A 19190-nucleotide genomic window follows, 5' to 3' on the forward strand; every position below is an offset into this window, starting at 1 on the left:
TATTGATGAACATGTCGACTCTTTAGCGAATTACGACAGTTAAATAAGAAGTATTGTTTTACCTTTTTCTTTATAAATGCTATATTAAAAAATGTTACTTATTTTTTGTATGTAGCGTTATTTTTCCCTTTTGTTTGATTATGAAGAAAAAGGATAAACTAAATAAGAACATTTTCATTGAAAAATTGTTCAAGATTGCATACAATCAATATAGTTTTTAAATTCCTATCAGAATACTTGGAGGATTACAATCATGAAGAAATTATTTTCAGTGCTTGCAGTAACTACATTAGCGATCGGGATTGTAGCCGGCTGCGGTAAAGAAGAGAAAAAAGATACAGCTAGTCAAGATGCGTTACAAAAGATTAAACAAAGCGGTGAACTTGTAATTGGTACAGAAGGTACATATCCACCATTTACGTTCCACGATTCAAGCAATAAATTAACTGGATTTGATGTTGAATTAGCAGAAGAAGTTGCAAAACGTTTAGGTGTAAAGCCTGTATTTAAAGAAACACAGTGGGATAGCTTACTTGCTGGTCTTGATGCAAAACGTTTCGATATGGTTGCAAACGAAGTTGGTATTCGTGAAGATCGTCAAAAGAAATACGATTTCTCTAAGCCATACGTTTCATCTTCAGCGGCATTAGTTATTGCAAAAGATAAAGATAAGCCTGCTACATTTGCTGATGTAAAAGGATTAAAAGGAGCACAATCTTTAACGAGTAACTATGCAGATATCGCTAAGAAAAATGGTGCGGAAATTATTGGTGTAGAAGGATTTAGCCAAGCAGCAGAATTATTAGCTTCGGGACGCGTTGATTTTACAATTAATGATAAGTTATCAGTATTAAATTATTTAGAAACGAAAAAAGATGCGAAAATTAAAATTGTAGATACTGAAAAAGAAGCTTCAGAAAGTGGATTCTTATTCCGTAAAGGTAGCGACAAGCTTGTACAAGAAGTAGATAAAGCGTTAGAAGATATGAAAAAAGACGGTACGTATGACAAAATAACGAAAAAATGGTTCGGTGAAAATGTATCTAAGTAGTGCATTGGTTTCAGATCGATTGTCTACTTGGATAGATATTATGCAGACTTCCTTCATGCCTATGCTGAAGGAAGCTGTTTTTACAACAATTCCATTAACGCTTATTACATTTATTATCGGGATTATACTGGCGACGTTAACAGCGCTCGCACGTATTTCAGGTAGTCGTATTTTACAATGGATTGCTCGTATCTATGTATCTATCATTCGCGGAACGCCACTTCTTGTACAATTATTTATTATTTTCTATGGACTTCCAACTCTTAATATTGAAGTTGAGCCATATACAGCAGCAGTTGTTGGATTTTCATTAAATGTCGGTGCATATGCATCGGAAATTATTCGTGCTTCTATCCTTTCCATTCCGAAAGGGCAGTGGGAAGCAGCTTACACAATTGGGATGACATACCCGCAAGCGTTAAAACGTGTTATTTTACCACAAGCAACGCGCGTATCAATCCCGCCGCTTTCGAATACATTTATTAGCTTAGTGAAGGATACTTCATTAGCATCGTTAATTTTAGTAACAGAAATGTTCCGAAAAGCGCAGGAAATTGCGGCGATGAACTACGAATTTTTAATTGTTTATTTTGAAGCAGGTCTTATTTATTGGGTTATTTGTTTCTTATTATCAATCGTACAACAGATGTTAGAAAAGCGTTCAGAACGCTATACGTTAAAATAATCCTTTTACAAAAGGAGTTTTTGTTTTTATGATTTCAATTCAACATTTACAAAAAAGTTTCGGAGATAATACCGTACTAAAGCATATAGATTTATCAGTTGAGAAGGGCGAAGTTGTTGTTATTATCGGGCCGTCTGGATCTGGTAAAACGACATTCTTGCGTTGTCTCAACGTACTAGAAACACCGGATGCTGGTAATATTAGCATCGGTAATAAAGAGCTTAATTTCGCTCAAAAAGTATCGAAGAAAGATATTGTAAATCTTCGTACGCAAACAGGTATGGTCTTCCAGCACCATAACTTATTCCCTCATTTAACAGCACTTCAGAATGTAATGGAAGGGCTCATTACAGTGAAAAAAGTAGGGAAAGAAGAAGCAAAGAAAAAAGCAAACTATTTCCTTGAAAAAGTTGGTTTAGCAGATAAAGTGGATTTATATCCATTCCAATTATCAGGTGGACAACAACAGCGCGTTGGAATTGCGCGCGCGCTTGCGATGGAGCCAGAAGTGTTACTATTTGATGAGCCGACTTCAGCGCTTGATCCTGAACTCGTTCAAGAGGTTTTAAAAGTAATGAAAGAACTTGCTAAAGAAGGCATGACGATGGTTATTGTAACGCACGAAATGCGTTTTGCACATCAAATTGCCAACCGTGTTATTTTCATGGATGGTGGTGTCGTTGTCGAACAAGGTACACCAGAAGAAGTATTTACAAATCCAAAAGAAGAACGTACGAAGAAGTTTTTACAAATGTTGCAGTAAATTAAGAAAGGTCTCAGGGTATATGCCCTGAGACCTTTTTGCCATATATATTTATTTTTGGAATCCGCCAAGGCTTTGCTCAGCCATTGCAACTAGACGTTTTGTAATTTCTCCACCAACTGAACCGTTAGCGCGAGCCGTAGAATCTGCTCCTAATTGTACACCAAATTCTTGAGCGATTTCGTACTTCATTTGATCGATTGCAGCTGTTGCACCTGGTACTACTAATTGATTGTAAGAACTTTGGTTTGCCATAGGAATATATCCTCCTTAGAGTTATAAAAATTTTTTGGTTGGACTAGCTGGAGTTGAACCAGATTATCGCCCCGGTTGGCGCTAATCCATCGGTAATTAAGTTTGTACTCATAGTATGGATGTTACCTAGAAAGATATACGAAATAATAATTTGTAAATTTTGTCAAAAAAACGTATTGATTTTGTAAATTATGAAATAAGAGTAATCGTTGTATTTTTAAGAAAACAGGCCAAACTAAGGAGGATATTAAATATAATTTTCTCATTGTAGTCTGCTACTTGTAGGCTAATCATTAGCTTCTTATTTATGATTTATTGAAATGAAATCGGTAGCAACTTCATAGTTCTATTTTTAAGTAGGGATGGAGTGATCGCTCCTATGCATGGGTAGGTGCTCTCTTCAATCTAAAAAAGAGAGGCTTTAAACGATAACGTATGGAGGAATCATGATGGGGATTTGCCCGCTTTGCAACGCATTAGAATCACAAACATATTCTTGTCAAAATTGCCAAAGTATACTCCAAGATTATGGGAAGTCTGTAGATTACATAGACGATTATAGTGCCTATATGGATCAAGAATTATTAAGTGCAGTAGATGGTTTAACGCATAATAATTCAAATGAATATTGCAATCATATTTTTTATTGCGGAGTATGTAACGTGGAAACTGAGGTTGTAGTGAAACTTGTGTAAATAGAAAACTTCCACCTTATTATCTTGGTGGAAGTTTTTGTTTTTGTATTTGTGAGTGAATCATAGGGGAAGGGATATGTTCGGTGTTTGATGAAGTCCCGGATTTGATTTGAGACATTTTTTCTTTTGTATCACGTAAAGAATGTTCCGTTAAGTAGACGGCATATTCGTAAAATAATTGGCGCGTCATTTCACTTTGTTCTTTTAATTTTTTATCTTGAAATACAGTTCGCCCAGGTTTAGAGTTGGCTTCAAAGAGCCACGGATTTTCCTTTGTGTCTAAACCGATATCAAAACCGATTTCTCCAATATTTCCGGTTACTTGTTCATCGAGCGCGTAACTTATTTGTAAGGCAGTATGTTTTAATTTATTTTCAATTTGAACTTGTTTCGTTGAATCTGGAAAAAGTTCTTGTAGCAATTTTGTATCACCGCCGCTATTTACGTGCGTTGTTAAACTGCCTTTGCCGGCAATTTTGGCGACGATTGCACTAACTATCCAATTACCGAAATGATTTTTATTTGTATGAATGCGGAAATCAACAGGTTGCCCATCAAAGCGAAGTAACGAAATACCTTGCTGTACGATAAACTTTTTTAAATCATGTCCTTTTAATACGTGGTTTAGAAGAGTTTCTAATGATTGATACTTTCTCAGTTTATTTTCTTCATTTTCGCGATAACGACAGTAGTAGCAATTCTCTGTTTGAGAATAAAATATTTGATGAATATTTCTACCAAAGCTCCCGTGTATTGGTTTCATGTACACAGATTTATACGTGCCAAGAAACCGTTCTACTTGTTCAAAATGCTGAAATGCTTCTGTGTTTGGTAATAAGGGTCTAATTGATTCGTCTTTCATAAGAAGTTGATGAACTTCCCATTTATTAAAAAAACCTGGGTTAAACCATGGGATAGAGTAGTCATGTTCTAACTTTCTTTTTGCTCTGACGATCGGTTTATAATTTTCTGCTTGTCGATTCGGTAATCGATCGTAAATGACATTTGGTAAAGGGACTTTTTTCTTTATCCATTGTTTCTCTTGAAAGAAATATCCTTCAATCGTTTCTTCTTCCCAGTTTATATGTTGAACGCCAAAGACGAATACGAACGGTCGTAATGAGAATGGTGGTGTTAACAACTCACTGAGAGCAATTGAACGATTTCCTAAAGGGTTAGAAGAATCATCGTTAAAGCCAGTTGTAAAAATGCCGATTAATGGTCCGAAAATAATTGTTTGGTTTTGTGTGAATGCATGAATAGTAGTGGATTGAGGTAGTAAAAGTTTTTCGGCAATATGTTTTCCGATAATAATTTCGCGAGTAAAGGAATAATGAATTTTCACCTCTTCACTTGCAATGTGACGTATACCGAAGGAGAGGGATGTAATAGGTGGCGTAATAGAAAAAACGTAAGGTAAAGTAATACTATTTGGATGTTCATCTGAAATGTTTAATGTATATATATGTTCTTTCAAAATAGGTTTACCTCCTTTCATTATGGTGTAAAGCGACTGAATTTAAGTGGTCCGTGAAATATCTTTTCAGCTAATGAATCACTATGACGAATGTATTGTTCGTAAGGGGGAATCGTGTTGACATACATAAGCCAAATCGCGCCTTTTTGATCCATAATTGTGGAAAGTTCTAGTTCAAATAACGAAGAATAAGACTGATCTAGTGTTTGGAATACTTCATTTATAATGTCGTGTAAAGCATCTTGCAATAGTTGCACACCCGTACTAGATAGTACGTATTTAATTTTTGAAAATGAATGTAATGAATCATCGTCCGTTGCTGAGGGTAAAAGTTGATTAGGAAATGAGCTTTTTTGTATAAATTGACCGATAACAGTCCAAGTTTGTTCTTTGTTTTTTTGCAAAATGGTTCGAATGTGGAGTGGATATGTTAATTGATTTGGTGGTTGTAGCATAGTGTGCGCTATGTAACGGGATGAACGTATGTTAGATTTACACCAAGATATAAATTCGTCTGTCCGTTTTAATGGAAGAGAAGTATGGTATTTTTCATTTACTGTATCGATATGAAACGTTTTATTTTTGTAAGCAATTCGATATAAGTTATCCTTTGAATGTGTATTAGTGGGGCGTATAATAATATCTTTAGTTTTTAACAACAGTTTAAAAATGTTTTGTATCGTTGCCACTTCAAATTTTGGTATATAAGGAGACAGTTTTTTATTAGTGAGAAATAAATCATGTAGTTCACTTAAATTGATAAGTGTGTTATTTAAAAAGGTAGTGGAAGGACGATTGTGCAAAGAGTGAATAATTGATTTTGCTTTTTCAAAGTCTGTTTCCTCGCGAAAAGAATAACGATCATATATATAAGAAGGAATAGGGAATGTTTGCTCTTTCCATTTTCCTGTATCTGTATCGTAAATAAGACCAGAAATAAGGTCTGTTTTAGGATCAATACAAAATGGCGTAAACTGGGCAACGACATTATGATAAAGCCGAGCGCGTTTAGCGATTTCGGTGTAATACGTTTGTTCGTAATGAAGTTTAGAAGCTAAAAGACCGAGAACCAACGAAATCACTCCTTTACTACTATTTGCATAATAGGCGAAGCTATATATTGCAAATACGTTTTTATACCATTATACTTTTGTCCGTATGATGATATGCTATAGTTTTGGAGAAGTGAAAGGTTGATTGTAATGAATATATGGTTAAATATGTTAACGACGACAGGACTCGGAGCAATTATTGGGGGATATACGAATCATTTAGCGATAAAAATGTTATTTCGTCCTCATCGTCCTATTTATATCGGAAAGTTTCAAGTTCCATTTACACCAGGGTTAATTCCGAAGCGTCGTGATGAACTTGCTGTTCAATTAGGAAATATGGTTGTAGAACATTTGTTAACACCAGAAGGAATTGGAAAAAAGCTAACAAATGAAGAGTTTCAAAAAGGTTTAATTCACTGGGCGCAAGTGGAAGTGGATAAAGTAATTACGAATGAACAATCACTGCGACATATGTTAGAAAAATGGAATGTAGCGCATGTAGAAGAAGAAGCGACTCGAAAAATCGAACATGTTATTACAGAAAAAATTCATGCATTTTTAGCAGAGTATTATACATATACATGGGAACAGGCTTTACCTCATTCTGTAAATGAAAAAGTAGAGAATGCGATTCCGAATGTCTCGGCGTTTATTTTAGAGCGAGGAATTAGCTTTTTTGAAAGTGAAGAAGGGAAAGCACGTCTTTCAAAAATGATTGATGATTTCTTTGCTTCTCGCGGAACGCTACTTAACTTAGTCGGAATGTTTTTAGGAAATGTAAGTGTAGTGGATCGTGTGCAGCCAGAAGTTATTAAGTTTTTAGGTCAAGATGGTACAAAGCAGCTTTTAACTGACGTACTGCAAAAAGAGTGGGAAAAGTTAAAAGGAAGAGATGTAAAAGAATTAGAAGCATTTGTAGAGAAAGAAATGATTGTAAGCTCCGTGCTGTCAGCAGTTAAAGTAGAGGAAACAGTGAGTAAGTTTTTAAATCAATCTGTTCAGCAAGTATGTGAACCAGTTCGAGGAACAATTATTGAAAAAGTGGTTCCAAGTGCAGTAGCGAAAGGCTTAAAGTGGGGAACAGAAAATGTAGAGAGTATACTAAATAATCTACACCTTGCGGAAATTATCCAGCAAGAAGTGTCTACATTCTCAACAGAAAGATTAGAAGACTTAGTTCTGTCTATTACGAAAAACGAATTGAAAATGATTACGTATTTAGGAGCGTTATTAGGCGGAATGATCGGACTCGTACAAGGATTGTTACTATTGTTTCTTAGATAATAAGGTGAGTACATAGAAATAAAAGTGAAATTTCTTCACATCTCTTGCATAGTTTGATATGGTAAGAAGAGGTGCGTATGTAAATGCACTGAAAAGGCAGTGCGTATGAAAAGCGCTAGCCTTCTAAAGGAGGAAAAATAAAATGACAAAGAACATTCATGATGTTGCATATGAATTACAAAAAGCAATCGCTGAAAACGAAGACTTCAAAACTTTAAAAGAGAGCTACGCAGCAGTTCAAGCTGACACAGCTTCAAAGAACTTATTCGATGAGTTCCGTACAATGCAACTTAGCCTACAACAAAAAATGATGCAAGGCCAAGAAATCACTGAAGAAGACAACCAACAAGCACAAGAAGTTGTAGCTCGCATTCAACAAGATGCTAAAATTACAAAATTAATGGAAACTGAGCAACGCCTAAACGTTGTAATCGGTGACGTTAACAAAATTATCATGAAGCCACTTGAAGAATTATATAGCGCGCAACAACAAGCGTAATAGTGGAAGACGCTCCTAGTTTAGGAGTGTCTTTTTTGTTTAGGGAATTTAATAGTTATACCACAAAAACTCCCTTTCAAAATAGCCATTTCTTATTGGTTATTTTGAAAGGGGTATGTAATACATCTGTTAATTTTTTTTATTGCTGTTAATTGAAGTTTTAATATTTTTTTCGTTCAAAAACTTTTCAATTTCTTTTTGCTTCCTACCATTAACTTTCTCAAAGCGCTTTGTAAAAGAAAAATCGGTTTTGAATAAGTTACCATCTTGGGCGAGTTTGTCTAATTCTTGATCTAGTTCTACGAAAATAGCCGTAGATGATGACATAAATTCATAGATTTCTTTTGAAGGTTTTTTATAATCATTAGGTAAATTATTATTACTAATAAACTCATGGAAATTCATATCGTTTTGTTTCGCTAAATCAATTAGTTTTTGTAAATTTTCTTGGTCAGATTCTGTGAAATTCTTATCAGAATTTGTTGAAGCGAGAGGGATAATATTTTCAGATAACTCCCAACTATAATCTATATAATTTTTTATATTTTGTTTCATTTCGTCTTCATTAATAGTTTCATTTTTCTTTGAGGAACTAAATATATTTTCTGGAACTTTAATAGCAACATCTTTAATAGATTGTACATCGTTTTCTTCCTTAGGTTGTGCACTGTTTGAACAAGCTGATAGAAATAAAATTGTAAGTAACGTGAGTAGGTATAAAATATACTTTTTCATATTAATCTCCTTTTACATTGATTAGTATCTTTGTAAAATAGCTAAATTCCATTTTAAATACTTAACTAAAAGTGAGTATATATGTTTTATCATTTGATAAGATATGACGGATATTAGTAAGCCGATGCAAAAAGCTATAAATACATTATAAACATCGGAATAACTGATTTGATGAAACCCTTTAAAGAATCCTAATCCTATTAATAAGATAGGTGAAATAATTAATAATGGTGTAGCAATTATAAGTGCTAGAAGAAGTGGTAATAGAAAGAGTAATACGAAAAAGGCGATAATGATACATATAAAGTTTAAAACACTTAAGCTCATAACAGAAAACAGTGCTGTCATAATATTTTTTAGGCTACGCCTATTGTCAGCGTTACTTATTACATATGAAATATTAAGTTCTTTAGCGATAGTTTTAGGGTTTCCTAGCTTTTTAGAAATTTCCTCTTCAGATATTCCATCTTGTTTACCACTAATAAAATGAGTTTCGTACTCCGAGATAATATCCTCCTTTTCTAAATTAGGCATATTCCGTAGGGAAGAACTAAGTTGCTCTAAAAATTCACTTTTGTTCATAACAATCACTTTCCTTTATAAAATGATGAATTATGGCTGAAAATCCTATCTTTTTTCTAAACAGCATACACAATCTATATCTACTTTTTGAAAGGAGATATACTAATCGCGAATAACATTCCAAATAATGGGTATTCTATTATTTACAAATATATCACTTACTATTATTCTTTGCAAGGTACTATAAATTTGTTAATAATGTGAATAGGTGGAAGTATTTTTGTACATTTTTAGAAGAGATATAAAAATGTTATTTTAAGATAAACAAAAGGTTGTAAGCGCATTCTTTGAATGTTGTCAAAATAATGTCAAATTCATATTGTTGGAAAAATAATGCATTTGTAATATAATGATAAATATACTTCACCAGCTTAATTAACTAGGTGAAATTAAAATCTTTATTACACACATTATGAAATAAAGGGTGATTAGTTTTGAGTACAGGTGTAAAAGCAAACGACGTGAAGACAAAAACAAAGGGAGCAGATCTTGTTGTTGATTGTTTAATTAAACAAGGTGTTACACATGTTTTCGGTATTCCAGGAGCAAAGATTGACTCTGTATTTGATGTATTGCAAGAAAGAGGACCAGAGTTAATCGTTTGTCGTCATGAACAAAATGCAGCATTTATGGCAGCTGCTATTGGTAGATTAACAGGGAAACCGGGCGTATGTCTTGTAACTTCAGGACCAGGGACATCAAATTTAGCGACAGGTCTTGTTACTGCGAATGCGGAGAGTGATCCCGTTGTTGCTTTAGCTGGTGCAGTACCGCGTACGGATCGATTAAAACGTACGCATCAATCTATGGATAATGCTGCACTATTCGAACCAATCACAAAATATAGCGTAGAAGTAGAGCATCCTGATAATGTGCCAGAAGCACTTAGTAATGCATTTCGAAGTGCGACTTCCACAAATCCGGGAGCTACTTTAGTAAGTCTTCCGCAAGACGTTATGACTGCGGAAACAACTGTAGAGTCTATCGGTGCGCTTTCTAAGCCACAGCTTGGAATCGCTCCCACAAATGATATTACATATGTAGTAGAAAAAATAAAATCAGCGAAATTACCAGTTATTTTACTCGGTATGAGAGCGAGCACAAATGAAGTGACGAAAGCTGTTCGTAAATTAATTGCGGATACAGAACTTCCTGTCGTTGAAACATATCAAGCAGCTGGTGCGATTTCACGTGAGTTAGAAGATCATTTCTTCGGCCGCGTTGGATTATTCCGTAACCAACCAGGTGATATTTTACTAGAAGAAGCAGACCTTGTGATTTCTATCGGTTATGATCCAATCGAGTATGATCCAAAGTTCTGGAATAAACTTGGCGACAGAACGATTATTCATCTTGACGACCATCAAGCAGATATCGACCATGATTACCAACCAGAGCGTGAATTAATTGGTGATATTGCCTTAACGGTAAATAGCATCGCGGAGAAATTACCGAAACTTGTATTAAGTACGAAATCAGAAGCGGTATTAGAACGATTACGCGCAAAATTATCAGAACAAGCAGAAGTTCCAAATCGTCCTTCAGAAGGTGTTACGCATCCACTTCAAGTGATTCGTACACTTCGTTCTTTAATTAGTGACGATACAACCGTTACATGTGACATCGGTTCCCATTCTATTTGGATGGCGAGATGTTTCCGTTCTTATGAACCACGTAGATTATTATTTAGTAACGGTATGCAAACGCTAGGTGTTGCACTTCCTTGGGCAATCGCAGCTACTTTAGTAGAACCAGGTAAAAAAGTAGTTTCCGTATCAGGTGACGGTGGTTTCTTATTCTCTGCGATGGAGTTAGAAACGGCGGTACGTTTAAATTCTCCAATCATCCATCTTGTTTGGAGAGACGGCACATATGATATGGTTGCATTCCAACAAATGATGAAATACGGCAGAACATCAGCTACAGAGTTTGGCGATGTTGATCTTGTGAAATATGCGGAAAGTTTCGGGGCGTTAGGTCTTCGTGTTAACAAGCCTGATGAATTAGAAGGTGTGTTAAAATCCGCGCTAGCAGCAGATGGTCCTGTCATTATTGATATTCCAATTGACTATCGTGACAATATTAAATTAAGCGAAAAATTATTACCAAACCAATTAAACTAATGGAGGCAGATTTGAGATGACTGTTGCGCAATTAATTGATATTGATGCAAAAAAAACGAAAACGAGTAATGAAGTATATCAAACATCTACAATGCTTGCGCTATTAGATGGTATATATGATGGTGTGATTAGCTTTGAAGATTTGAAAAAACATGGTGATTTTGGCATCGGCACATTTGATCAATTAGATGGTGAAATGATTGCATTTGATAATGAATTTTATCATTTACGTTCAGACGGTTCAGCAGAAAAAGTAGAACCAGAAGAAACAACACCATTTGCGACTGTAACGTTTTTTGAAAAAGAAATGAGTTATACGGTAGAGCGTCCAATGAATCGTGAAGAAGTTGAAGCATTATTACATGAATTAATGCCAAGTAAAAACTTATTTTACGGTATTCGAATGGACGGTACGTTCCGTGAAGTAAGAACGAGAACTGTTCCAAGACAAGAAAAACCGTATACACCGCTCGTTGAAGTGACGAAATCACAACCAATCTTTTCATTTGAAAATACAGAAGGTACGCTTGCTGGATTTTGGACACCAGATTATGCGCAAGGTATTGGGGTAGCTGGATTCCACTTACATTACATTGATGATGAAAGAAGCGGGGGCGGACATGTTTTCGACTATGTTATAGAAAACTGTACCATCCAAATTTGTCAAAAAGCTCATATGCATTTAGCACTTCCAGAAACAGCTGATTTTATGGCGGCTGAATTATCAAGAGAAAATTTAGAGGATAATATTGCAACTGCGGAAGGTGCAGAGTAAGAGGGAAAGACTGTTCCATTTTGGAACAGTCTTCTTTTATTCGTAATGTTATTATTTGTCGATAAATCGATATTTCTTGTCGAACCGTTGATATATTGTAAGTTACGATAGATATATTTGAAAAATTGTTGATATCGCTTATTTTTTTGAAACAAACGGATGTCCCTCATAATAAAAACGCCACGGATAGTGTACAGCTTCTTCTGCATAGTCGATATTAATACGAGGTCCTGCTGCTATTTTATATTGTGATGATATGTGTTCATCTTTTGGGACGAGTTCAATATGTAATGTGTCACTTTGTAATGATAAGCCTCGTTCTTCTAAAGTAATTTCGAGGGCACGGCATAGTTTGCCAGGACCGTTCGTTAAATTTTTGTACTGCGCTTTTGTAATGTCTGTTTTGTTGTAGCGTGCTAGTTTTATTTCTTCTATTCCATTTACCGGCTCAAGGGCTCGAATGAGAACACCTTGCGGGGTGCCAACTGGTGCTGTAATAACGTTAAAACAATGATATATACCGTAAATTAAATATACGTAAGCATGCCCTGGTGCGCCAAACATGACTTCTGTGCGGTCTGTCCGTCTGCCGCCGTAACTATGTGCGGCCTTATCATCTGGGCCTTTATATGCTTCTACTTCTACAATGATTCCGCTTCGCTTTATTCCGTCTACAATATGAACGAGTTTTTGCCCGAGTAATTTTTTTGCTACTTCTAACGTATCGCCTTCATAAAAGGAAGGAGGTGCCTGCATTGTACTATCTCCTTTACTAAGTGTATATGTATATAGTAAACCAAATTTTCAGTAGTAATTCTAACTCGTTCTATTTATCGGGTGTATTTCATAAATTATGGATAGAGTACAACAGCGAAGAGGGGGAGTGCGACATGATTTATCGCTTACTAGCTCTTAATATAGATGGGACACTACTATACAACAATGGAAAAATTGCAAAAGGATTAAGAGAAACAATTGAATTTGTGAAAAGAAAAGATGTATACGTTACGTTATTTACGAGCCGTAATTTTCAATCGGCTCATAAAGTAGCAAAGGCGTTAAAATTAGATTCTATATTAGTGACACATGGTGGTGCTTTCGTTTCAGCAACGTTAGATAAGCCGTACGTTCAAAGAAGATTATCTGAAGAGAAGACTTTTAACATTGTGCAAGTGTTAGAGCACTTTGATTGTAACGTACGTATTTCTCATGAACGGTTTTCGATAGGAAATCGTGAGAGAAATACACCAAACTTAATTGCGCGCACTGTATTATCAAGCGCAGATCCGTTATTTTATCCAGTTCAATTTGTAGATTCGTTAGGTGACGCGCTTCGTGACCATCCGGTAGCGGCGCCAAAAATTGATGTTCTTTTCCAAACTAAGGGTGAAAAAGAAAGAGGGCTGAACACATTAAGAAAAGCATTCCAAGATGTAGAGTATGTTGAATGTGATTCAAAACGAATAGAAATCTTGCCGCAAAATGTATCAAAGTTACGCGGATTACAATTGCTTGGAGAGCATTTAAATATTTCGCTAAATGAGATGGTTGCCATTGGAGATAGTATGGAAGATTTAGAGGTTATTGAAAACGTGGGACTTGGTGTAGCGATGGGAAACGCGCCTGTAGAATTAAAGCAAGCAGCAGATTGGATTACACGTTCAAATAGTGAGAACGGTGTAGAGTACATGATTAAAGAGCATTTCCGTAAGCAATTCCCGCTTCCGTTTTTGAAGAATCATAAAAATACACCGAAACGATGAAAGAAAAACGTAGCTTTTTGGCTACGTTTTTTTTGTTGAGATTATTAAAAGGAATGAAAACGTTTTAAAATGTGAATTGTGTATGAAATCTATACAATTCACTTGAATCCTTTAGAAAACTAATGTAAAGTGAATGATGTTGTCAAAATAGTTACACCACATGAAATATTCTTCAGATTAATTTTATTGGGCTCCCATACGTAAAAGTATTTCCGCATGACAGTTTAGTTCACGTATTATTTCAAAAATGAATTGTAGTAATTTTATTAAGTAGTTGTAGCGTTCCTTTGTTGTATTTAAATGGATTATTTTAAGTTAATGTGAGTAAGACCTGGTACATATGAAATGTGCTTCTTTTTGTGATTTTAGGAAGTTTAAAAGGGGGAATGAATTTCTTGAGGAAATCATTTAATCAAAAAATTAAAAAGTTAAGTAGTAGTTTAATAGTTGTATTACTAATATGTATGAATTTTTTAATCCATTTACCATTTAAAGCAGAGGCAGCTACAACAGAGTTAAAAGGTTTAGGTGATGTATCTTATTACAACGCCATCATTTTTGGAGATCATAGTGCAACGAGTGCGGATATTGAAGGGGCGATGGCTGTTCAGAAAAATATGAACGCATCAAGTTATACAGTCGTAGCGGCTGCAACTGGAGCAAATAACTTAGCTGGAGCAACTTGGGTAGATGAAGGATATCCATCATTATTACTAGGCGGTCAATTTACGAAAGCGGGAGCAGGACAAGTAATTATTCAAGATGGAACAGTGGCGATGACAAAAGACGGTGACCCAGATGGCGCGATGAAAACATCATATGACCGTATCTCTTATAAAGAGCAAGCGGAGATTGATGCTAAGTTTAAAGAATTTAGAAAAGACGTTGATGGTGTAATTGGGGATGCAAGTAAACTACACACTGATAAGCCAAAACCTAATATGAGTTTTGGAATCGGTGAAGATGTAAATAACCCTAATATTTATGTCTCTTCAGGCCAAACGGGAAAGAAAGCATTTGATGTAAAAGACGTTTTTCTTCCGAATGTAGAGAATAAAGACTTTATTGTTATTTATTCAGATGCAGAAGAAGTGAGTTTTGGTGGCGGTGCAATTTTGTATGATACAAGAAATACTGGGATGGCGACGGATTTAATTAATACATCTCAAGCATACGACCCTAATTCATCTTTTACTGAGTTAGCTAGTAAGGTAATTTGGGTATTTCCTAATGCTACAAAGATAACAACTAAAGGTTATGGTGTAGTAGGTAGTGTGTTTGCACCTAATGCAGTTGTAGAAACAAAAGGTGGTTCTATTAATGGACAAGCCTATGTTGGAGGATTACACCAAAGAGATGGTTTTGAGGTTCATAACTTTAAATTTAACTGGCCAAAGTGGAATAAACCAGCAGCCGAAAAAGGAAATTTACAAATTAAAAAAGTTGATGAAAATGATAAAAACATTGTTTTAAAAGACGCAAAATTTGATGTTATAGACAAAGATAATAACGTTGTGGCTACTGTTACAACAAACGAAAAGGGTATTGCGGAAGTTAAAGATTTACCACTTGGTGACTATTTTGTAAAAGAAATAAATGCACCAGAAGGATATATAAAAGTTGATACACCAGTCAAAGTAACAATTGATAATACAAACGTAATTGAACTTGTTATGAAGAATACGAAAAAAGTAGAGAATGGCCAATTTAAATTATTGAAAAAAGATAGTGAATCTGGTCAACTTCTACCAGGTGCAAAATTTGATGTTATCGATAAAGATGGGAAAGTTGTGGAAACAATTGTTACAGATGATAAAGGTGAAGCCTTATCGAAACAACTTCCAGTTGGAAGCTATACATTAAAAGAAGTAGAAGCACCGAAAGGATATGAATTATCATCTAGTTCAGTTTCTGTTGATGTAGAGGCTAATAAAGTATTGACTGTAGATGTGGTGAATAAAAAGATCCCCGAAAAAGTAACAGGTCAATTTGAAATTGTGAAAGTAGATGCGGAAGATAAAACGAAAGTATTATCAGATGCAGAATTCGAAGTATATAAAGATGGTAAAAAAGTAGATACGTTACGAACAGATAAAACTGGTAAAGTAGTTTCTCAGAAATTAGAACCAGGAAAGTACACATTAAAAGAAACGAAAGCACCACAAGGATATAAATTGCTAAAAGAAGAAATTGAAGTCGTTGTGGAAGCGGACAAAGTAGTAGAAGTACAAGTAGAAAACGCAAAAGAACTAGGAAGCTTACAAGTAACCAAAAAGGATGCAGAGAGTGGAAGAGTTCTAGCAGGTGCAGAATTTAAACTGAAAAATGAAGCTGGTCAAGTAGTTGGAGAAGCGAAAACAACGAATAAAGACGGTGTAGTAACATTCGAAAACGTAGTGCCAGGAAAGTACACGTTAGAGGAAACGAAAGCGCCGGAAGGTTATAAAGCGCTAGAAGTGACAGTAGAAGTGAACGTTGTAGCGAACGAAGTAGTAAAACAAGAAGTTACGAATGAAAAAGTAATGGGTCAATTCGAAATCGTGAAAGTAGATGCAGAAGATAGAACGAAAGTATTATCAGACGCAGAATTCGAAGTGTATAAGGATGGTAAAAAAGTAGATACGTTACGAACAGATAAAACAGGTAAAGTAATTTCTCAGAAATTAGAACCAGGAACATACACATTAAAAGAAACGAAAGCACCACAAGGATATAAGTTGTTAAAAGAAGAAATTGAAGTCGTTGTGGAAGCGGACAAAGTAGTAGAAGTACAAGTAGAAAATGCAAAAGAACTAGGAAGCTTACAAGTAATCAAAAAGGATGCGGAGAGTGGAAAAGTTCTAGCAGGTGCAGAATTTAAATTAAAGAACGAAGCTGGTCAAGTAGTTGGAGAAGCGAAAACAACGAATAAAGACGGCGTTGTGAAATTCGAAAACGTAGTGCCAGGAAAGTACACGTTAGAAGAAACGAAAGCGCCGGAAGGTTATAAGGCGCTAGAAGTGACAGTAGAAGTAAACGTTGTAGCGAACGAAGTAGTAAAACAAGAAGTTACGAATGAAAAAGTAACGGGTCAATTTGAAATCGTGAAAGTAGATGCGAATGATAAAACGAAATTGTTATCAGGTGCAGAATTCGAAGTGTATAAAGATGGTAAAAAGGTAGCGGAACTGAAAACGGATGAGAGTGGAAAAGTGATGTCACCAAAATTACCACTAGGTGAATACACAGTGAAAGAAACGAAAGCACCAGCGGGCTACAAGCTTTCAAATAAAGAATGGAAAGTAACAATTCAAAACGAGAAAGAAGTAGTAAAAGTAGAGGCAGAAAACGAAAAAATCTTAGGTTCTCTACAAATTATTAAAATGGATGATAAAGATCAAACGAAACGCTTAGCAGGCGCAGAATTTACATTGAAAGATGCGAAAGGAAATGTTGTAAAAGAAGGAATTACAACAGATAAGTCTGGAACGGTTAAAGTAGACGGACTTGTGCCAGGTGAATATACGTTAGAAGAAACAAAAGCACCAGAAGGTTATGAATTAACAAAACAAGTAATTCATGTAACAGTTGACGGTGAAAAAGTTATTGATGTAAAAGTAACGAACAGTAGGAGCCTTGGTCAATTCGAAATCGTAAAAGTAGATGCAGAAGATAAAACGAAAGTATTATCAGATGCAGAATTCGAAGTGTATAAGGATGGTAAAAAAGTAGATACGTTACGAACAGATAAAACTGGTAAAGTAATTTCTCAGAAATTAGAGCCAGGAACATACAAATTAAAAGAAACGAAAGCACCACAAGGATATAAGTTGTTAAAAGAAGAAATTGAAGTCGTTGTGGAAGCAGACAAAGTAGTAGAAGTACAAATAGAAAACGCAAAAGAACTAGGAAGCTTACTAGTAATCAAAAAGGATGCAGAGAATGGAAAAGTTCTAGCAGGTGCGGAATTCAGATTGAAAAACGAAAGTGGTCAAGTAGTTGGAGAAGCAAAAACAACGAATAAAGACGGCGTTGTGAAATTCGAGAGCTTAGTGCCAGGAAAGTATACGTTAGAAGAAACGAAAGCACCGGAAGGTTATAAAGCGTTAGAAGTACGAGTAGAAGTAAATGTTGTAGCAAATGAAGTAGTAAAACAAGAGGTTACGAATGAAAAAGTAACAGGTCAATTTGAAATTGTGAAAGTAGATGCAGAAGATAAAGCGAAAGTATTATCAGACGCAGAATTCGAAGTGTATAAGGATGGTAAAAAAGTAGATACGTTACGAACAGATAAAACTGGTAAAGTAATTTCTCAGAAATTAGAGCCAGGAACATACAAATTAAAAGAAACGAAAGCACCACAAGGATATAAGTTGTTAAAAGAAGAAATTGAAGTCGTTGTGGAAGCAGACAAAGTAGTAGAAGTACAAATAGAAAACGCAAAAGAACTAGGAAGCTTACAAGTAGTCAAAAAAGATGCGGAGAGTGGAAAAGTTCTAGCAGGTGCAGAATTTAAATTAAAGAACGAAGCTGGTCAAGTAGTTGGAGAAGCGAAAACAACGAATAAAGACGGCGTTGTGAAATTCGAGAGCTTAGTGCCAGGAAAGTATACGTTAGAAGAAACGAAAGCGCCGGAAGGTTATAAGGCGTTAGAAGTAACAGTAGAAGTAAATGTTGTAGCAAATGAAGTAGTAAAACAAGAAGTTATGAATGAAAAAGTGAAAGAAAAAATTACAGGTCAATTAGAAATTACAAAGGTAGATGCCAATAATACAAATAAAACATTAGCAGGCGCAGTGTTTGAAATTTGGAAAGACGGAATAAAAATCGACACATTAACAACAAATAAGAGCGGTAAAGCGACTTCTAAGAAGTTAGAACCAGGAGATTACACTTTAAAAGAAATCCAAGCGCCAGAAGGATATACTTTATCCGATAAGGAAATGAAATTTACGATTTCTAATGAAAAAATTGAAGTTGTAAAGCTTCAAATTACAAATAAAAAAGATACAGATAAAGATCCGGAAAAACCAGGTGAAGGAACAGAGAAGCCAGGTGAAGGAACAGGAAAACCAGGTGAAGGAACAGGAAAACCAGGTGAAGGAACAGGAAAACCAGGTGAAGGAACAGGAAAACCAGGTGAAGGAACAGGAAAACCAGGTGAAGGAACAGGAAAACCAGGTGAAGGAACAGGAAAGCCGGGTGAAGGAACAGAAAAGCCGGGTGAAGGAACAGAGAAGCCAGGTGAGGGAGTAGAAAAACCTAATTTACCAGAAAAAGGACAAGGTTCTTCTAATAATCAACAACTTCCAGCTACAGGACACAATACGAATTACGTTCCATTCATCGGTTTTATGCTTCTGTTACTAGGAATACGTTTAAGATTCATGGCTAAAAATAGTTAACGGATGTATAAAAGGCATCAGAGATATACAATCTCTGATGCCTTTTAAATTAATACAGATAAAT

General features: G+C 35.3%; 16 protein-coding genes. 10 read left to right on the plus strand and 6 right to left on the minus strand.

The features are described 5' to 3' along the window. Positions 1-253 precede the first annotated feature (253 nt). The 3 genes from ACUXVC_RS04420 to ACUXVC_RS04430 are packed head-to-tail and all read left to right on the plus strand — an operon-like array spanning position 254 to position 2499. A complete protein-coding gene (locus ACUXVC_RS04420) occupies positions 254-1051 on the plus strand; it encodes an amino acid ABC transporter substrate-binding protein (RefSeq protein WP_000732843.1) in 798 nt (265 codons plus the stop codon). Further along, complete coding sequence (locus tag ACUXVC_RS04425; protein ID WP_000281499.1) at positions 1038-1736, plus strand: amino acid ABC transporter permease; 699 nt, start codon at positions 1038-1040, stop codon at positions 1734-1736. Before ACUXVC_RS04420 ends, ACUXVC_RS04425 begins: the two co-directional genes overlap by 14 nt. Before the next feature lie 28 nt (positions 1737-1764). Next, positions 1765-2499: an amino acid ABC transporter ATP-binding protein gene (locus tag ACUXVC_RS04430; RefSeq protein WP_000623591.1), complete on the plus strand. Its 735-nt coding sequence runs from the start codon at positions 1765-1767 to the stop codon at positions 2497-2499. Positions 2500-2550: 51 nt separating this feature from the next. Here the strand turns inward: ACUXVC_RS04430 and sasP are convergent, their stop codons facing one another. Next, positions 2551-2754 (minus strand): small acid-soluble spore protein, SasP family, encoded by a 204-nt coding sequence (sasP, locus tag ACUXVC_RS04435; protein WP_000013349.1) that lies wholly within the window; start codon positions 2752-2754, stop codon positions 2551-2553. Positions 2755-3203: 449 nt separating this feature from the next. Here sasP and ACUXVC_RS04440 point away from each other — a divergent pair, with 449 nt between their 5' ends. Further along, complete coding sequence (locus tag ACUXVC_RS04440; protein ID WP_000510474.1) at positions 3204-3449, plus strand: hypothetical protein; 246 nt, start codon at positions 3204-3206, stop codon at positions 3447-3449. 19 nt (positions 3450-3468) lie between these two features. On the opposite strand, the gene ACUXVC_RS04445 is transcribed toward ACUXVC_RS04440, so the two are convergent. Further along, positions 3469-4926 (minus strand): YheC/YheD family endospore coat-associated protein, encoded by a 1458-nt coding sequence (locus ACUXVC_RS04445; protein ID WP_063245587.1) that lies wholly within the window; start codon positions 4924-4926, stop codon positions 3469-3471. 20 nt (positions 4927-4946) lie between these two features. Continuing rightward, entirely contained in the window at positions 4947-5999 is a 1053-nt protein-coding gene (locus ACUXVC_RS04450) for a YheC/YheD family endospore coat-associated protein (protein WP_098126278.1), read from the minus strand. A 129-nt stretch (positions 6000-6128) separates the two neighbouring features. On the opposite strand from ACUXVC_RS04450, the gene ACUXVC_RS04455 reads away from it, so the two are divergent. Together ACUXVC_RS04455 and ACUXVC_RS04460 are read left to right on the plus strand one after the other, a co-directional pair. Beyond that, positions 6129-7265 (plus strand): DUF445 domain-containing protein, encoded by a 1137-nt coding sequence (locus tag ACUXVC_RS04455; protein ID WP_063245720.1) that lies wholly within the window; start codon positions 6129-6131, stop codon positions 7263-7265. Between the two features lie 142 nt (positions 7266-7407). Beyond that, positions 7408-7764 carry a YlbF/YmcA family competence regulator gene (locus tag ACUXVC_RS04460; RefSeq protein ID WP_000164614.1) on the plus strand — a complete coding sequence of 119 codons (357 nt, stop codon included), beginning with the start codon at positions 7408-7410 and terminating at the stop codon, positions 7762-7764. A 129-nt stretch (positions 7765-7893) separates the two neighbouring features. On the opposite strand, the gene ACUXVC_RS04465 is transcribed toward ACUXVC_RS04460, so the two are convergent. Both ACUXVC_RS04465 and ACUXVC_RS04470 read right to left on the minus strand, forming a co-directional pair. After that, positions 7894-8499 (minus strand): NDxxF motif lipoprotein, encoded by a 606-nt coding sequence (locus tag ACUXVC_RS04465; RefSeq protein ID WP_095691342.1) that lies wholly within the window; start codon positions 8497-8499, stop codon positions 7894-7896. 21 nt (positions 8500-8520) lie between these two features. After that, positions 8521-9081: an HAAS signaling domain-containing protein gene (locus tag ACUXVC_RS04470; RefSeq protein ID WP_025709958.1), complete on the minus strand. Its 561-nt coding sequence runs from the start codon at positions 9079-9081 to the stop codon at positions 8521-8523. A 434-nt stretch (positions 9082-9515) separates the two neighbouring features. Here ACUXVC_RS04470 and alsS point away from each other — a divergent pair, with 434 nt between their 5' ends. Further along, positions 9516-11204, plus strand: a complete 1689-nt coding sequence (gene alsS / locus ACUXVC_RS04475) for an acetolactate synthase AlsS (RefSeq protein WP_446025933.1) — start codon at positions 9516-9518, stop codon at positions 11202-11204. 16 nt (positions 11205-11220) lie between these two features. Beyond that, a complete protein-coding gene (gene alsD, locus ACUXVC_RS04480) occupies positions 11221-11979 on the plus strand; it encodes an alpha-acetolactate decarboxylase (protein ID WP_000215024.1) in 759 nt (252 codons plus the stop codon). A gap of 138 nt (positions 11980-12117) precedes the next feature. Here the strand turns inward: alsD and ACUXVC_RS04485 are convergent, their stop codons facing one another. Beyond that, complete coding sequence (locus tag ACUXVC_RS04485; protein WP_446025934.1) at positions 12118-12735, minus strand: DNA-3-methyladenine glycosylase; 618 nt, start codon at positions 12733-12735, stop codon at positions 12118-12120. 134 nt (positions 12736-12869) lie between these two features. On the opposite strand from ACUXVC_RS04485, the gene ACUXVC_RS04490 reads away from it, so the two are divergent. Next, a complete protein-coding gene (locus ACUXVC_RS04490; RefSeq protein WP_000640430.1) occupies positions 12870-13742 on the plus strand; it encodes a Cof-type HAD-IIB family hydrolase in 873 nt (290 codons plus the stop codon). Positions 13743-14128: 386 nt separating this feature from the next. Continuing rightward, complete coding sequence (locus tag ACUXVC_RS04495) at positions 14129-19126, plus strand: SpaA isopeptide-forming pilin-related protein (protein ID WP_446025935.1); 4998 nt, start codon at positions 14129-14131, stop codon at positions 19124-19126. Positions 19127-19190 lie beyond the last annotated feature (64 nt).

The organism is Bacillus sp. N6 (genome assembly GCF_052805735.1).

Coding starts and splice junctions, on each gene's coding strand:
- ACUXVC_RS04420 (WP_000732843.1), top strand. CDS start 254: ATGAAGAAATTATTTTCAGTGCTTGCAGTAACTACATTAGCGATCGGG.
- ACUXVC_RS04425 (WP_000281499.1), top strand. CDS start 1,038: ATGTATCTAAGTAGTGCATTGGTTTCAGATCGATTGTCTACTTGGATA.
- ACUXVC_RS04430 (WP_000623591.1), top strand. CDS start 1,765: ATGATTTCAATTCAACATTTACAAAAAAGTTTCGGAGATAATACCGTA.
- sasP (WP_000013349.1), bottom strand. CDS start 2,754: ATGGCAAACCAAAGTTCTTACAATCAATTAGTAGTACCAGGTGCAACA.
- ACUXVC_RS04440 (WP_000510474.1), top strand. CDS start 3,204: ATGGGGATTTGCCCGCTTTGCAACGCATTAGAATCACAAACATATTCT.
- ACUXVC_RS04455 (WP_063245720.1), top strand. CDS start 6,129: ATGAATATATGGTTAAATATGTTAACGACGACAGGACTCGGAGCAATT.
- ACUXVC_RS04460 (WP_000164614.1), top strand. CDS start 7,408: ATGACAAAGAACATTCATGATGTTGCATATGAATTACAAAAAGCAATC.
- ACUXVC_RS04465 (WP_095691342.1), bottom strand. CDS start 8,499: ATGAAAAAGTATATTTTATACCTACTCACGTTACTTACAATTTTATTT.
- ACUXVC_RS04470 (WP_025709958.1), bottom strand. CDS start 9,081: ATGAACAAAAGTGAATTTTTAGAGCAACTTAGTTCTTCCCTACGGAAT.
- alsD (WP_000215024.1), top strand. CDS start 11,221: ATGACTGTTGCGCAATTAATTGATATTGATGCAAAAAAAACGAAAACG.
- ACUXVC_RS04485 (WP_446025934.1), bottom strand. CDS start 12,735: ATGCAGGCACCTCCTTCCTTTTATGAAGGCGATACGTTAGAAGTAGCA.
- ACUXVC_RS04490 (WP_000640430.1), top strand. CDS start 12,870: ATGATTTATCGCTTACTAGCTCTTAATATAGATGGGACACTACTATAC.
- ACUXVC_RS04495 (WP_446025935.1), top strand. CDS start 14,129: ATGAATTTCTTGAGGAAATCATTTAATCAAAAAATTAAAAAGTTAAGT.